Annotated in this window: 10 protein-coding genes and 3 pseudogenes; 3 read left to right on the top strand and 10 right to left on the bottom strand. The window is 72.7% G+C overall.

The window, feature by feature from the left end; all coding sequences use genetic code 11:
* Positions 1-342: 342 nt before the first annotated feature.
* The 3 genes and pseudogenes from recQ to Ade02nite_RS09155 all read right to left on the bottom strand — a co-directional run.
* A pseudogene (gene recQ, locus Ade02nite_RS09165) lies at positions 343-2,163 on the bottom strand (DNA helicase RecQ); the annotation flags it as partial.
* A 68-nt stretch (positions 2,164-2,231) separates the two neighbouring features.
* A complete protein-coding gene (locus Ade02nite_RS09160) occupies positions 2,232-4,142 on the bottom strand; it encodes a SpoIIE family protein phosphatase (RefSeq protein WP_203761120.1) in 1,911 nt (636 codons plus the stop codon).
* Positions 4,143-4,175: 33 nt separating this feature from the next.
* Positions 4,176-4,817 (bottom strand): GTP cyclohydrolase II, encoded by a 642-nt coding sequence (locus Ade02nite_RS09155; RefSeq protein WP_203761119.1) that lies wholly within the window; start codon positions 4,815-4,817, stop codon positions 4,176-4,178.
* Between the two features lie 158 nt (positions 4,818-4,975).
* Between Ade02nite_RS09155 and Ade02nite_RS09150 the strand changes: the two genes are divergently transcribed.
* The gene (locus Ade02nite_RS09150; RefSeq protein WP_203761118.1) at positions 4,976-5,668 is read left to right on the top strand and encodes a RibD family protein; all 693 of its coding nucleotides are present in this window, start codon (positions 4,976-4,978) and stop codon (positions 5,666-5,668) included.
* A 413-nt stretch (positions 5,669-6,081) separates the two neighbouring features.
* Here Ade02nite_RS09150 and Ade02nite_RS09145 read toward each other — a convergent pair.
* The 5 genes and pseudogenes from Ade02nite_RS09145 to Ade02nite_RS09125 form a co-directional block, all read right to left on the bottom strand.
* Positions 6,082-6,993, bottom strand: a pseudogene (locus Ade02nite_RS09145) (lysylphosphatidylglycerol synthase transmembrane domain-containing protein); the annotation flags it as partial.
* 60 nt (positions 6,994-7,053) lie between these two features.
* Positions 7,054-7,821: a class I SAM-dependent methyltransferase gene (locus Ade02nite_RS09140; RefSeq protein ID WP_203761116.1), complete on the bottom strand. Its 768-nt coding sequence runs from the start codon at positions 7,819-7,821 to the stop codon at positions 7,054-7,056.
* A 260-nt stretch (positions 7,822-8,081) separates the two neighbouring features.
* A pseudogene (locus Ade02nite_RS09135) lies at positions 8,082-9,101 on the bottom strand (glycosyltransferase family 4 protein); the annotation flags it as partial.
* Positions 9,098-9,496, bottom strand: coding sequence for a 6-pyruvoyl trahydropterin synthase family protein (locus tag Ade02nite_RS09130; RefSeq protein ID WP_203761114.1), 399 nt, complete (start codon positions 9,494-9,496; stop codon positions 9,098-9,100). The gene Ade02nite_RS09130 and the pseudogene Ade02nite_RS09135, both read right to left, overlap by 4 nt.
* Positions 9,497-9,509: 13 nt before the next feature.
* Entirely contained in the window at positions 9,510-10,481 is a 972-nt protein-coding gene (locus Ade02nite_RS09125; RefSeq protein WP_203761113.1) for a zinc-dependent alcohol dehydrogenase, read from the bottom strand.
* 131 nt (positions 10,482-10,612) lie between these two features.
* Between Ade02nite_RS09125 and Ade02nite_RS09120 the strand changes: the two genes are divergently transcribed.
* Complete coding sequence (locus Ade02nite_RS09120) at positions 10,613-11,371, top strand: CDP-alcohol phosphatidyltransferase family protein (protein ID WP_239168654.1); 759 nt, start codon at positions 10,613-10,615, stop codon at positions 11,369-11,371.
* 118 nt (positions 11,372-11,489) lie between these two features.
* The gene (locus Ade02nite_RS09115; protein WP_203761111.1) at positions 11,490-11,645 is read left to right on the top strand and encodes a hypothetical protein; all 156 of its coding nucleotides are present in this window, start codon (positions 11,490-11,492) and stop codon (positions 11,643-11,645) included.
* Here Ade02nite_RS09115 and Ade02nite_RS09110 read toward each other — a convergent pair.
* On the bottom strand, positions 11,614-12,501 hold the full coding sequence (locus Ade02nite_RS09110; RefSeq protein ID WP_203761110.1) for an ABC transporter substrate-binding protein: 888 nt from the start codon (positions 12,499-12,501) through the stop codon (positions 11,614-11,616). The genes Ade02nite_RS09115 and Ade02nite_RS09110 overlap by 32 nt on opposite strands.
* A gap of 89 nt (positions 12,502-12,590) precedes the next feature.
* The gene (locus Ade02nite_RS09105; RefSeq protein WP_239168653.1) at positions 12,591-15,344 is read right to left on the bottom strand and encodes a TIM-barrel domain-containing protein; all 2,754 of its coding nucleotides are present in this window, start codon (positions 15,342-15,344) and stop codon (positions 12,591-12,593) included.
* Between the last annotated feature and the right edge of the window lie 67 nt (positions 15,345-15,411).

The following is a 15,411-nucleotide window of genomic DNA, read 5'->3' as shown; positions in this document are numbered from 1 at the left end:
CGGGGCGCCGCCTGACGGGGCGCCGCTTGACGGGGCGCCGCCTGACGGGGCGCCGCTTGACGGGGCGCCGCCTGACGGGGCGCCGCTGGACGACGTGGCGCTGGGCGAGGTGGCGTTGGAACGCGGCGCGGAATTGGCCGTGGGTGTGGCGGGGGTGTCGTCGAAGCGGGAGGCGATGCGCGCGGCCGGAGTGGCAGTGGCCGGGGTGGCAGCGGGCGTTGCGGCTCCGGGCGTTGTGGCTGCGGGCGTTGCGGCTCCGGGTGTTGTGGCTGCGGGCGTTGCGGCTGCGGGTGGGGTGGGGGTGCCCGGTGACGTGGTGGTCTCGGGTGTGGCGTTGCCGTGGAGGGTGTCGAGGACCTGTTGGCCGAACTTGGTCAGTTTGCTCTGGCCTACGCCGCTCACTGTGCCCAATTCGGACAGGGTGGTGGGGTTGAGCGCGGCGATGGCGCGCAGCGTGGCGTCGTGGAAGATGACGTAGGCGGGGACGCCCTGTTCCTTTGCCGTGGCGGCTCGCCACGAGCGGAGGCGTTCGAAGACCGGGGCCGCCTCGGGGGAGAGGTCGGCGGCGGGTGCGGCCGCGGCGGCGCGCTGCTTGGGGGCGCGGACCTTGACCTGAGCAACCTCACGGCGCATCGGGACCTTTACCTGGCCGCGGAGGACGTCGGCGCTCCTGTCGGTCAGCACCAGCGTGCCGTATTCGCCCTCGACCGCCAGGTAGCCCGCGGCGAGCAGCTGGCGGACGACGCCGCGCCACTCCGAGTCGCGCAGGTCGGATCCGATGCCGAAGACCGACAGCTGATCGTGGCGGAACTGGCGGATCTTGTCGGTCTGCTTGCCCACGAGAATGTCGATGGATTGGCCGGCGCCGAACTTCTGGCCCCGCTCGCGCTGGAGGCGCAGCACCGTGGAGAGCAGCTTCTGGGCCGCCACCGTGCCGTCCCACGACTCCGGCGGCGCCAGGCAGGTGTCGCAGTTGCCGCAGTTGGCGGCGGACTCGCTTTGCCCGAAGTAGGCGAGCAGCTGCGAACGGCGGCACGAGACGGTCTCGCAGAGCGCCAGCATCGCGTCGAGGTGTTGTGAGGCGTTGCGCCGGAAGGCCGCGTCCCCGTCCGAGCTCTCGATCATCTTGCGCTGCTGGACCACGTCCTGGAGCCCGTACGCCAGCCAGGCCGTGGACGGGAGCCCGTCGCGGCCCGCGCGGCCCGTCTCCTGGTAGTAGCCCTCGACCGACTTCGGCAGGTCCAGGTGGGCGACGAAGCGCACGTCGGGCTTGTCGATGCCCATGCCGAAGGCGATCGTCGCGACCATGACCAAGCCGTCCTCGCGCAGGAAGCGCGACTGGTTGGCCGCGCGCACGCGGTTGTCGAGACCCGCGTGGTAGGGCAGCGCGGCAATGCCGTTGTCGTTGAGGAACTCCGCGACCTTTTCGACCGACGACCGCGACAGGCAGTAGACGATGCCCGAATCGCCGGGATGCTCGGTGCGCAGCAGGTCGAGCAGCTGACGGCGCGGCTCGTTCTTGGGCACGATGCGGTATTGGATGTTGGGCCGGTCGAAGCTCGCGGTGAAGTGCCGCGCCTCGTCCAGGCGCAGGCGGGTCGCGATCTCCTGGCGGGTGGCGCTGGTCGCCGTCGCGGTCAGCGCGATGCGCGGCACGTCGGGCCAGCGCTCGTGCAACATCGACAGGCCGAGATAGTCGGGCCGGAAGTCGTGGCCCCATTGCGACACGCAGTGTGCCTCGTCGATCGCGAACAGTGAGATCTTGCCGCGGTCGAGCAGGCGCTGGGTGGCCGCGACGCCCAGGCCCTCGGGCGCCACATAGAGAAGGTCGAGGTCGCCGTTGACGAACTCGGCCTCGACCAGGCGGCGCTCGTCGTAGTCCTGCGCGGAGTTGAGGAAGCCCGCCCGCACGCCGAGGGTGCGCAGCGCGTCGACCTGATCCTGCATGAGCGCGATGAGCGGCGAGATCACCACACCGGTGCCGGGGCGGACCAGCGCGGGAATCTGATAGCACAGCGACTTGCCGCCGCCGGTGGGCATGAGCACCAGGGCGTCGCCGCCCTCGACGACGTGTTCGATGATCTCGCGCTGCTGCCCTCGGAAGTCGGGGTAGCCGAAGACGCGGTTGAGGACGTCGTAGGCGGGAGTCGGTGGCGAAGTCACGAAGCGATATTAGAGAGGAGGACCGACATCCTGCCCATGCCCTGTGGATAACTCGGATTGTGGATAACTCAGGGAAGCAGCGCGACGAGTGCCAGAATCGTCTGCGCCGGCGACCCCGGCGGTGCGACCAGACTCAGCGGCGCTCCCTGAGCCGCGTGCTGAGCCGCGACGTTGTGCAGCGCGGAGACCCCAGCGCTGGACAGATGCGTCACCTTTGACAACTCCACAGTGAGAGGCACAGCCCCACCCCTGCTGCGGCGCAACAGCTCGCGCTGGGCGAGCGAGGCCGTTGCGGCGTCCAGCGGCCCTTCCACCCGTACGTGTGTCTCGTCGTCACCCGCCTGCTCGACGACGCGAAACTCCACCGCCGCCGGTGCCGAAGGCGGCGTCGGCGCCGTGTGCGGATCCAACAGCCGGGCCGGTCGCGTCAGCGGCTGGCGGATCCGCGCGACCGTCCCCTCCGTGTCATGCGTCACCGTCAGGCTCTCGACCAGCTGGGAGGTCAGAGCCAGCCCTCGTCCGCGATTCTCCTGCCGCGACGGTTCCCGCCAGTGTCCCCGGTCGATCACGGCCGCCTCGATCGCGCCCGAGGCCGTCAGCGCCGCCGTCACCGTCACCATCGCGCCCTCGTCGGCGGCCGCGTGCTCCACCGCGTTCGTCATCAGTTCCCCCAGCGCGTGCTGGAGCACGAAGACGTCCTGCTCCGTCGCTCCCGCCTTTGTCAGCCAGGCTCCCAGCTCATGGCGCGCTCCCCGCAGGGCGACCGGCTCCGCCGGCAGATCAAGGGCCAGTTCCGGTACGGGGGCCACGCGCTGCACGGCGAGCAGCGTGATGTCGTCGCCGTGCCCGGTGGCACGCACCAGCAGCTCGACGGTCTGCGTGCACACCCGTTCGGCCGGGGTGGACTCCGGGTCGCGCAACGCCCGGCCGGCGGCGCTGTCCGCGGCGGAGTGGGCCAGCTCGGCGGCGCTCGACGAGTGATCCCGGCCCGGCCGTTCGAGGATCCCGTCGCTGTAGAGCAGGAGCAGATCGCCGATCTCGAGCCTGGACGAGAGCACGGGGTGCGCCGGGTCTCCGGCGGCCCGGCCGGTGCCGAGCGGGGCGGCGCCGGTGAGAGGCAGGTAGCGAGTGCCGCCGGTGCCCTCGACGACCAGCGGGGCCGGGTGGCCCGCCGTGCAGTATTCGAGGGTGCCCGAGACGAGGTCGAGCACGACGAGGGCGACAGTCGCCGCGTGGGCGCCGGGCACGCGGGCGGCGAAACGGTCGACGGCGCCGATCGCCTCGGCCACCGAGGCCCCGGAGTGGAGGCGGTCCTGCAGGACGGCGCGGAGCTGGCCCATCACGCCGGAGGCTGCCACGCCGTGACCGACGACGTCGCCGACGATCAGGGCCAGGCGGCCGTCGGGCTGGACGAGGGCGTCGAACCAGTCGCCGCCGGCGGCCGAGCCGGCGTCGGCCAGCAGGTAGCTGGCGGCGATCTGGGCGCCGGGCAGCACGGGGAGCCCGGCGGGGAGCAGCTCGCGCTGGAGCGCCGTGATGACCTCGCGGCTCTCCTCGTACCGGCGGCGCAGGTGCTCGGTGTCCTCGGCCGCGGCCTGTCGCCGGCGCACCGTCTCGGTCACGTCGAAGCCGAGGCCGATCACGCCGCGCCGTTCGCCGTCGACGGTCCACGGCGTGATCGTGAAGTTGGCGAACATCTCGTGCACCGAGCCGTCCGGCATGTCGAGGTGGACCCGCCACTCCTGGCCGTCGACCGGCTTGCCGGTGCGGTAGACCTCGTAGTAGGCGTCGAGGATCTGCTGGCCGACCAGGTCGCTGATCACCTCGCGGATCGGCAGGCCGCGATAGTCCCGGCCCGGGAGCACGGCGCGGGTGGCGCCGCTCAGCAGGAGGACCCGCAGGTCGGCGCCTTCGCACACGACGAGGATGAACGGCACCTGGTCGACCGCGTTGAGGATGAGCTCGGGGTCGTCCGCCATCCACACATGGTGCCGGATGACCCCGGGCATCAGTTACTCGGCAAGGGGTAGCTCGATCGTGTGAGCGGTGTGTGACGCCTTGGTCGCCAGGTAGCGAACGTTCGTGGGGGACATGTGCACCCCGGTCGGGATGCGCTGGGTCACCTCGATCCCGCTCTTCTCCAGCTGGATCGCTTTGTCGGGATTGTTGCTCAGCAGCCGGATCCGGTCGGCGCCGAGCGCCAGCAGCATCTGCGCGGCGGCCGTGTAGTCGCGCTCGTCCTCGCCGCGGCCCAGGGCGACGTTCGCCTCGTACGTGTCCAGGCCGGCGTCCTGGAGGGCATAGGCGTCCAGCTTGGCGTACAGGCCGATGCCGCGGCCCTCCTGCCGCAGGTAGAGCAGGATGCCGCCCTGCTCGGCGATCCGCTCGACGGCCTCGCGCAGCTGAGGGCCGCAGTCGCAGCGCTGGCTGCCGAAGACGTCCCCGGTCAGGCACTCGCTGTGCGGCCGCACCAGAGGCGCGCGGCCGCCGGCCGTGGACTTCTTCAGGGCTCGCTGCCAGTCGCCGAGGCCGAGGGCCAGATGCTCCTTGCCGTCGACGAGGCCGTCGAAGGTCATCACCCGGGCCGGCGTGGCGTACCCGTCCCCGAACCGCAGTGGAACGGTCACCTGCTGCCGCACCGTGGCTTTCAACATCGGTCCTCCTCGTTGGTTCCCCGTTGATCCGCTATACCCGCAGTCGGAGTCACCGCATCGCAACAGATTGCGAACGTGCCAGTAATCGTGTCCCGGATTATCTTGGACGCAACTGTTCGGCCAGGGTGACGATGGTCGCTCTACAGGAGGCGTCATCGGTGGTTGAGCGTCCTTACACGTTGCTGAGCTGCGGCATGTCCATCGACGGCTACTTGGACGACACGTCGCAGGAGCGACTGCTGCTGTCCAACGAGGCCGATTTCGACCGAGTCGACGCCGTTCGTGCCGGTTGCGACGCCATCTTGGTCGGCGCCGCGACGATCCGGCAGGACGATCCGCGGCTGCTGGTGCGCTCCGGCGAGCGGCGCGCTGCCCGGGTCGCCCGCGGTGAGTCGCCCCACCCGATCAAGGTGACGGTGACGAGCAGCTGCGCGATCGACCCCGGTGCCCAGTTCTTCACCGTGGGCGAAGTGGACAAAATCGTCTATTGTGCTTCGCCGTCGGTGGAGTCGGCCCGATCCAAGCTCGGCGACGTCGCGACCGTCGTCGACGGCGGTGACCCCGTCGACTTGCACCGGGTCACGGCCGACCTGGCCGGGCGGGGCGTGCGGCGCCTGATGGTCGAGGGCGGCGGGCGCATGCACACCCAGTTCCTCACCACTGGGCTCGCCGACGAGCTCCAGCTCGTGGTGGCGCCGTTCTTCGTGGGCGACTCGCGGGCGCCGCGCTTCGTCCGCGACGGAGACTTCCCCTGGGGCCCGGGGCGTCGCGCCACGCTGGCGGAGGTCCGCCAGATCGGTGACGTAGTGCTGCTGCGCTACGCCCTCTCCGACCGCTACGAGCCGGCCTGACCCGCGGCCCGGCGCCGGGCCGGGGCGTTCGCCGGGGCCCGCATCTGGGCCGGGATGCGGCGCCTGGCCGGTGTGGGCGCGCGGGCGTGTGTTCGGCCCGCGGCCCGGGCGGGGCCACGGGCCGCGGCGTAAGACCCATGCCAAGGAGGGCCGCCTCAGGCGCCGGCGCGGGCGAGCTCGCGGCCGAACAGCATCTCCGGCGCGATCGGGGCGGCCACGGCGAGCGCCGGGGCGGCCAGCGCCGAGACGGGCACGAGAGCGACCGGCGCCGACGACATCGGCACGGCAGAGACGGGTGCGCCAACCGGTGCCGGGGAGATCGGCACGGCCGAGACGGGCATGACGGTGGCGGGCGCCGGGGAGACCGGGACGGCGGCCCGGACGGCGAGGGCGGAGCGCAGGCCGGCGGTGGCGCGTACCAGGAGCACGGCCGCGCCGGGGAGGGCCGCCACGAAGGCGAAGACGCCGTACACGACCGCCGTGGTCAGGCCCTGGGTGGCGCTCAGGCCGGCGGCGCCGAAGGCCCACGCGGTGACGGCCTCGCGCGGGCCCCAGCCGCCGACGTTCAGGGGCAGCGACATGGCCAGCAGGGCCAGGAGCATGAGGGGCGCGAGGCGCGTCAGGGAGGCCGTGGAGCCGGCGGCGCGGGCGGCCACGACAAAGGTGGCGAGGTGGCCGACGAGCACCGCCGTCGACGCGAGCGTGATGCCGGGCCAGTTGCGGCGGGCCAGCAGGCCGGTGCGGATCTCGGCGGCGCCGGTGCGGACCGCCGAGGCTACCCGGGAGCCGCCCTGGCGGAGCCTGCGGACGGCCAGCAGGAGGATGACCACCGACGCCGCGACGGCCGCCGCGACGACCGCGACGGTGGCGCCGTGCCGGGACAGGGCCGTCAGGACGGGTGACGGCATCGTCAGCAGGACCGTCACGCCCACGCCGATCAGGACCAGCTGGCCGGCGGTGCGCTCCAGGACGACGGCGCGCACGCTGCGGGCGACGTCCCCCTCGTCGCGGCCGTGCGTGACCGCCCGGTCGACGTCGCCCAGGACGCCGCCGGGGAGGGCGGCGTTGAGGAAGAGCGCCTTGTAGTAGTCGGCGATCGCGCCGCGCAGCGTGAGCCGCAGGCCCAGGCCGCGCGCCACCAGGCACCAGCGCCAGGCGCTGAAGACCGTCGTCACCACGCCGATGCCGAACGCCAGCGCGAGCAGCGGCAGGTCGATCACCCGCAGGCCGTCCAGGAAGGCGCCGGTGCCGAGCCGCCACAGGAGGAAGCCGAGGATCCCGGCCCCTCCCAGGATCCGCAGCCACACCCAGATCGATCGCGTCACTTCGCCGTCCCCTTCGATAGCCCGTCTTTCCCCTAGTACGCCGGGGCGGGCACAAAGGGTTCAGCCGAAGATCGCTAAAAGATCGACATGTCCGACCGTGACCGCCGGCAAGTCACCCAGGCGGGTGGCGAGATAGTCGTCCAGCGCGAGGCTCGGGTCCTGCTCACGGGCCGCGCCGGCCCAGCCGCGCAGCCACTCCGCGGTCAGCTCGGGGCGGCCGGGACCGAGCTTCCAAGGGCTGGGCCTGGTCACGACGGTTGCGCCCGCCTTCTCGAACGCCTTGACCGCGTACGCCGGAGCGTCCGGCCCGAGCAGACGGCGGCCGTCCACGACGCGGCGCTGGTGCTCGTCGAACGCGGCCGCGACCCGCTGGTCCTCCGGCAGCGGCGGGTCCATCGTGACCTCGCCGGACACCGACAGCGTGAACAGCGCCGGTACGCCCGCGGCCGCGCACGCCGCGACCAGCGCGTCCACCTCGGCCTCGGTGAGCAGGTCGAGCAGCGCCGAGCAGGTCACCAGGCCGGTGTCCGCCAGGTCCTCGGCGGTGAGCGCGGTCACATCGCCGAGCGCGCCCTCCACGGTGACGCCGGGCACCCGCAGGTGCGAGGTCGCGTAGTGCAGCAGCTTGGGATCGCGGTCGGCCATGATCCAGTGCTGCGGGGTGGGCAGCCGCGGGGCCAGCCAGCGGCCGAGCGAGCCGGTGCCGCAGCCGAGGTCGCGGATCACGTGGATCGGCTCGGGGAGCAGCCCCACCAGGTCCGCGGCGCGGGCGTCGGCATCGGCCGGCTCACGCAGCCCCAGCCAGGACTCGCTGAACTCACCGGTCATGTGGGCTCTCCTTCGATCTCGGGGGACGGCGCCGAGGCGGTGGCCGGCGCCGGGGACGTGCGCTGCGCCGGGGTAGGCGCGGGGGTGGTGTGCGGCGCCGGGGTAGGCGCGGGGGTGGTGTGCGGCGCCGGGGTAGGCGCGGGGGTGGTGTGCGGCGCGGGGGTGGTGTGCGGCGCGGGGGTGGGGTGCGGCGCCGGGGTAGGCGCGGAGGTGGTGTGCGGCGCGGGGGTGGTCTGCTGCGCCGGGGCGGGCGCGCGGGTGCCCGTCGCGTCCAGGATCTCGGTGATGCGGCGGGCGGTCTCTTCCCAGGTCGGCAGGGTCGCGCGGCGTTGCAGGGCGGCGGCTCGCAACGACGCCCGCAGCTCGGGGCGGGTCAGCCAGTCGCGCAGGGCGGCGGCCAGGGCCGGGCGGTCGTCCGGGGGCACGAGCATGCCGGGCAGGCCGGCGGGTGTGGTGCCGAGGGCCTCGGGGACGCCGCCCACGGCGGTGGCGAGGACCGGGATGCCGCGGGCCAGGGCCTCGGTCACGACCATGCCGTATGTCTCGGCGCGCGACGGGAGGACGAAGAGATCGGTGTTCGCGTAGGCAACATTCAGCTCGGCGGGGCCGAGCGGGCCGGCGAACTGGATGTTCCCGCTCAGGTAGGGCACGGGGTTGACCAGCGCGCCGGCGAAGGTGCACTTCCAGCGCAGGCCGGCGAGGTCGTTCTCCAGGGCGCCGACCAGCAGGTCCTGGCCCTTGCGGGGCGACACCGCGGCGGCGCACAGCAGGCGGTGGCCGTCGGGGTGCGGCTCCGCGAGCGGAGCGGGGTCGACGCCGGGGGCGGCGACCTCGACGCGGCGCAGGTCGTGCATCGCCGCCACGTGGGCGGCGGCGGCCCGGCTGGTGGCGATCACCGTGGTGGCGAGGTGCAGGGCCGCGCGTTCCTTCGCCCGCAACTCCCGCGCGCGGGCGGGGGAGAGGCCGGTCTCGTCACTGAGCGGCAGGTGCACCAGGACGGCCAGGCGCAGCCGGCGGGCGTGCGGCTCGAGCAGCTCCGGCACGCCGCAGCCGACCAGGCCGTCGACGAGCACCAGCGAGCCGTCGGGGATGTCGGCGAGCGCCCACTCGAGGGCGCGCCGGGACGCGGGGCCGGGCGACGGCCAGGTGCCGCCGATCGCCAGCTCGTGCACGTCGCGGTGGAGGCGGCAGAGCACCGCCCGGTCGTAGCGGTTGCCCCCGCTCGGTGCCGCCGGGTCGTCGATCCCGCCCGGCAGCACCGCCCAGAGTGGTGAGCTCACAGATCGCGCTCGTACGAGGCCCATGCGATGTGCGACTCGTGCAGGGTGACCGAGATGCCGGTCAGCCCGGACGCGCCCGGGCCGAGGTCGCCGGCGGCCACCTTGTCGGCCAGGCGGTCGGCGATCACCTTGGCGAGGAACTCCGTCGACGTGTTGATGCCCTTGAACGCCGGGTCGTCGTCGAGGTTGCGGTAGCTGAGGCCGCCGCAGATCGCGTGCAGCTCCTCGCTCGCGCGGCCGATGTCGACGACGATGTTGTCGTCGTCCAGCTCGGGCCGGCGGAAGGTGGCGTCCACCACGAAGGTCGCGCCGTGCAGCTTCTGGGCCGGTCCGAAGACCTCGCCCGAGAAGCTGTGCGCGATCATGATGTGGTCGCGGACGGTGACGCTGAACAAGGCCAGCTCCTCCTCAGGGGTTGTAGTCGATCACGTGACAGAGAGCCGGAAGGCTACCGTCGGCGAGCCGTGGCATGACGGCGGGCAGGTCCCCGAACGGGGACCTTCCGCTGATCAGCGCCTCGAACCGGTCGTCGCGCAGCAGGTCGAGCGACAGGGCGAGGCGTTCGGCGTACGAGCGGCGGTGGTCCGGCCGGATGCCGCCCACCTGGCTGCCGCGCACGGTCAGCCGCCGGGAATGGAAGAACTCGCCCAGCGGTACGTCGACCCGCTTGTCGCCGTACCAGCTCAGCTCCACGACCGTGCCCTCGTACGCCAGCAGCTCCAGAGAACGTTTCAACCCGGCGGACGTGGCGCTGGCGTGGATCACCAGGTCGCAGTCGCCCAGCGCGTCGTCCGGGTGCGCGAACGCGACACCGAGCCGCGCGGCGAGGTCGGCACGAGCCGGGTCGACGTCCACGAGCTGCATCCGTACCCCGGGAAAGCGCGCCAGAATCGCCGCGGCCGAACCACCGACCATGCCGCCGCCGACCACCGCGATGCGGTCGCCGATCAGCGGGGCCGCGTCCCAGAGGGCGTTCACGGCGGTCTCCACGGTGCCGGCCAGGACGGCGCGGTGCGCGGGAACGCCGTCCGGCACCACCGTGACGGCCGACACGGGCACCACGAAGCGGGTCTGGTGCGGGAAGAGGCTGAAGACCGTGCGGCCGAGCAGCTCGGCGGGCCCCTGTTCGACGACGCCGACGTTCAGGTAGCCGTATTTCACGGGGGCCGGGAAGTCGCCCTCCTGGAACGGCGCGCGCATCGACGGCCACTGGCTCTCGGGCACCCGGCCGGTGAAGACCAGAGTCTCGGTTCCCCTGCTCACGCCGGTGTGCAGGGTGCGGATCAGGGCCTCGTCCGGCCCGGGGTCGCGGACCTTCTCGGCGCGGATCTCGCCGCGGCCGGCCTCGGCGAGCCAGAACGCTTCCGCGTCACCCGACATGCGTTGATCCCTTCAGCGGCTGAACCGATCGCCGGTTCCGCTCGTGTTAAGCGCTGACGACGGCAACCATACGCGGCGGCCGATCTTGTGAACGGGAGGCCACGGTGACCCTCAGTACCGCAGATGCAGGGGTGGGCCCCTCGCGCGGGCCGGTGCTCGGCCTCGCCGCTCAGCTCGGGCTGCTCGCCCTGCTGGGCAGCACCCTGGGGCTCACGCCGGCCGGCCTGGTGGCCGGGGCGGCGTACGGCCTGGTGCTGTGCGGTCTGCTCGGCGCGGGCCTCGCCCGGGCCGGCCTGAACGAGCTCGGCGCGGCCAACGCCGTGACGCTGTCCCGGGCGATCCTCGTCGGCGGCGTGACCGCGATGGTGGTGACGTCCTTCACTCAGCCGGTCAGCGTGCCGGCCCTCGTCACGATCGCGAGCGTCGCGCTCGCCCTCGACGGCGTGGACGGGCAGGTGGCCCGGCGCACGAAGACGACCACGGCCCTCGGCGCGCGCTTCGACATGGAGGTCGACGCGTTCCTGATCCTGGTGCTCAGCGTCTACGCCGGTGACCGGTACGGCTGGTGGCCGGTCGCGCTCGGCGCCTTCCGGTACGCCTTCGTGGCGGCCTCCTGGGCGTGGCCGTGGCTGAACGCGGCCCTGCCCCCGCGCTTCTCCCGCAAGGTCGTCGCCGCCGTGCAGGGCATCGCCCTCGCCCTGGTGATCGCGGGCTTGCTGCCCACGGTCGCCGCGGTCGCCGTCCTGGCGCTGGCGCTGGCGTCCCTGACCTGGTCGTTCGGCCTCGACGTCCGCTGGCTGCACCGCGCCATGCGCGTCCGCGAGGCGGCCCGCAGCCGCTGGTCGGAGGAGCGCGCCACCCCGGCCCGCCGCCCGGCCCTGGCCCACTGACGGCCCGGCGGGAGGCAACCGCGGCAGCGAACATGAAGGCACCGGCCCGGAGCGTGACGGCGGGAAGCTTTTCCGGCGTTGGGCTGATGCGGCGCCGGGGAGCTGACAGGCTGGAAGCATGTCGAACGTCGCCGACAAGTCCGTTCATGAGCGGTGGGTGGAAGCGCTGACGCGGGCCGGAGTGCCCCTCGACAAGATCGCCGAGGCGCTCAAGGACGTGACCGAGCAGGAGGGCGCGGCCCTCAAGAAAGACGTCGAGCGGATCTCGAGCTAGGGCCCGCGGGAAACGCGCCGGGGTGCAGGATCGCGGCGATCGTCTCGGCGCCGTCGATCAGGCGCGGGCCGGGGCGCACGATCAGGCTGTCGCCGTCGAGGGCCCAGACCTGCGCGCCGGGAAAGTGCGGCACGACCTCGGCGGCCTGGTCCGCGGCGCCGTCCAGGTGGAAGCCGCACGGCGTGACCAGGACGACCTCGGGGCCGGGCGCGGCCAGCTCCGCGTACGTGGTCTGCACGGAACGCCGTCCGCCGCGAGCCGCGACCGGGACGCCGCCCGCGGCCGTGACCAGGTCCGGAACCCAGTGACCGGCGGTGAAGGGCGGATCCACCCACTCCACCACCGCGACCCTGGGTGCGCGGCGACCCGCTACGGCCCGGGCCACCGCCGCGAGACGGTCGCGCAGGCCCGCGACGAGAGCTTCGGCCCTTTCCGGTACGCCGGCGGCGGCGCCCACGCGCAGGATCGTGTCGAGCACTTCGTCGAGCGTGTACGGGTCGAGCGACAGCACGTCGGCGCGGCAGCCCAGATGGTCGAGAGCATCGTTGACGTGCCCGGACGGCAGGGCGCAGACCCGGCACAGGTCCTGCGTGAGGATCAGGTCGGGCGCGAGGGCGGCCAGCGCGCCCGCGTGCAGGGTGTAGAGGTCCTCGCCGTTGTTCATCCGGGTCTGGACGTAGTCGTCGATCTCCGCGGGCGTCATGCCGCGGGTGTCGCGCCCGCCGACCACCACGGTCTTCTCGGCCCGCGCCGATGGCGGCTCGTCGCACTCGAAGGTGACCCCGACGAGATCGTCCCCGAGGCCGAGGGCATAGACGATCTCGGTCGCGGAGGGAAGCAGCGAGACCAGGCGCATGGCCCCATCATGGCGCAGCGGGCGCGCCACGAAGGGTCGGGCGCGCCTTCGGCCTCGGTGGAAGCCGAAGGCGCGCCCGGGCGTCCTCGTCAGGATCGGACGAAGACGGGCATCGTGTCGAGGGTCGACGTGACCTGCTGGGTCGTGCCTCCTCGGTAGACCTTGCCGGTGAAGTAGTCCTTCCAGTTGTCGCCCGGCGGGAACCAGACCGTGGTGGTGGCGGTGTCGCCGGGGGTGGTCACGGGAGCGACCAGGAAGTCGGGGCCGTAGAGGTACTGCGAGCCCGCGGTGGCGTACGCCTCCTGCTGGCCGGGGTAGGCCAGGTACATCGGGCGCACGATCGGGGTGCCCGTGCGGGTGGCCTGCTGCGCCGCGGCGTACGTGTAGGGCAGCAGTTTCTCGCGCAGCTGGAGGAACTTCTTCGCCGAGGCGTTGGCGGCGGGGCCGTACTGCCAGGGCAGGCGGTCGCTGTGGTTGGAGTGCAGGCGGTCGATCGGCTGGAACGTGCCGAGCTGCACCCACCGGGCGTACAGGTCGTCCGGCAATTTCGTGCTGTTCGGCTCCGCACCGGGCAGAGTGGACAGGCCGCCGGTATGGCCGCCGATGTCGTGGCTGACCGCGGCGAGGCCGGTGGCCGCCGACTCACCCGGCGTGTAGCCGACCTGCGCCTGCAGCGTCTCCCAGGTGGAGACCGTGTCGCCGGTGAAGTGCAGCGTGGTGCGCTTGTCCGCCCACGGGCCGGTGGGCACGGCGGTGGGGCTGCTGTAGCCGCCGGCCTGCAACGAGCCGTACGCGCGGGAGAACGCGAAGCCGTCGCGGGCCGCGTACTGCTGGTTGATCCACGCGTCGCCGGTCACGCCCGCCAGCGACGAGGTGGACGCGTCGCAGCACCAGTCCAGCCACCAGAAGTCCGGGTCGGCCAGGCCGGAGTGCAGGTCGAAATACGCCTTCAGCTGGTCGGGGTCGCCGAAGTCGAAGGTGTAGCAGTCGGCGCCGCCGTTGCAGCCGGTGCGCTTGAGCTTGCCCTTCGCGGTGGCCTGGGCCTGGGCGAAGTTGGGGTCCGAGCCGAGGATGCTCGGGTGGATGTTCAGGCTGGTGCGCACCCCCTGCTTCTTCAGCCAGGCCTGGAACGCCTCGTAGTCGGGGAAGCGGGTGGTGTCGAAGTTCCAGCCGTTCCACTTGTCCGGCGCCTTGAAGTCGGTGTCCACGATCAGCACGTCGAGAGGCACGTTCTCGCTGCGGAAGCGCTTGACGATGTCCTCGAACTCGCTCGCGGTGCGGTCGTAGTACTCGGAGTACCAGACGCCGTACGCCCACTTCGGCAGCAGCTTCGTGGGGCCGGTCAGCTTCGACAGCTCGGTGAGGCCGCGGCTGTAGTCCTGGCCGTACGCGAAGACGTAGCCGTCCTGTGCCGAGCCCGCACGCTGGGTGACCTTGCCGGTGCGGGTGTCGTAGAGCGCGGAGGCGGAGTCGTCGAGCAGCGACCAGCCGTCCTGGTAGAGCAGGCCCGGCTCGGTGAGCGCGGCGCCGTTGACCCCGTCGAGCCCGCGGCGGTAACCGCCGAGCGGCGCGTGCGGGGCGAGCAGCGGCGTGCCGGCGCGGACGAGCGCGATCGTGTCCACGTTGACGTTGCAGCTGGCGGCGGTCGGGCAGGCCAGGGCCACCGTGTTGGTGCCGGCCCGCAGCGTGACCGGCGCTTCGACGGTGCGCCAGTAGTCCCAGCTCGACGTGGCCGGGAGCGTGACCGTCGTGCCGTTGACCGTCACCGTGCGCGACTGGATCGGCTGGCTGCCCGCCTTGCCGTTGGCATACCGCAGCTGGACGCGGTAAGTGCCCGTCGCCGGGACGCCGGTCACCTGGAACGACGCCGAGGCGCTGGTGCTCTCGAGGCCCGCCAGGAAACCGTCGCCGGAGTATCCGTTGTGGTCGGCCGCCGTCCGGGCGCCGCCGGCGAGCGTGCCGTGGTCCGCCTCGCAGACCGAGCCGAAGGCGCACGGCTCGGCGGCGGGCGGCGTGGGTGCGGGGTACGCGTCGCCGGGGTGCACGATCGCGAGGCTGTCGATGTTGACGTTGCCGGTGTCGCTCGCGCCGCGCAGCACGCTGATCTGGTGCGTGCCGGTGCCGAGCTGGAGCGGCACGGTGGCGATGCCCCACGTGTCCCAGTTGGCGGTGGGCGGCAGGGAGAGCGTCTGGTTCACGCCGTCGACCGCCACGGTCAGCGTGCGGGTGACGTTCTGGCCGTCGCCGCCGGTGCTGTTGGCGTAGCGGACGGCGAGCTGGAGGGAACCCGACGCGGCGGTGGTGAGCACGAGCGCGTCGCCGGTGCCGGTGAAGCCCGCGGTGAACCCGGAGCCGGTGTAGCCGGCGTGGTCCTTGGCGATGCCGGGCCCGCGCACGTCCAGGGACTCGGCCTCGCAGAGCACGCCCGGCTCGCAGGCGGGCGGGTAGTGGCCGGCCCACGGCTGGGCCCGCACGGTCTGCTTACCGCTGCGGAGCTTGATGTCCAGGTTGTCCGCCGTGAAGGCGCCGGACCCGACCTTGTAGCGCAGGGTCAGCGCGCCGGTGTCGAGGACCAGCCAGCCCTTCTCCGTACGTTTCGTGAAGCGCACCGGCGCGAAGGAGTCCCGCCCGATCACGTTGAACGTGGCCGCGTCGGTGAGAGTCCCGTACTCGGTGCGGATGAGGGTGGGGGAGAGGACCTCGAAACGGGCCTTCCCGGAGATCACGGTGGTGGTGCGGTGGCCGGCCTGCGCCGGGGTGGCGGTGGCCGGCCCGGCGCCCGCCGTGATCAGCACGGCGGTCACCACGGCATGGGAGCGCCGGAGAGCGAATCGATGGAGCACGCGAACACCTCGTCTGCATGTCACGACGATGATCAATCACTGACAACGCTGTCATCGGGCGGTAACA

The organism is Paractinoplanes deccanensis (genome assembly GCF_016862115.1).
In the GTDB taxonomy this organism is placed as follows: domain Bacteria; phylum Actinomycetota; class Actinomycetes; order Mycobacteriales; family Micromonosporaceae; genus Actinoplanes; species Actinoplanes deccanensis.
This window is presented reverse-complemented; position numbering and strand designations above follow the sequence as displayed.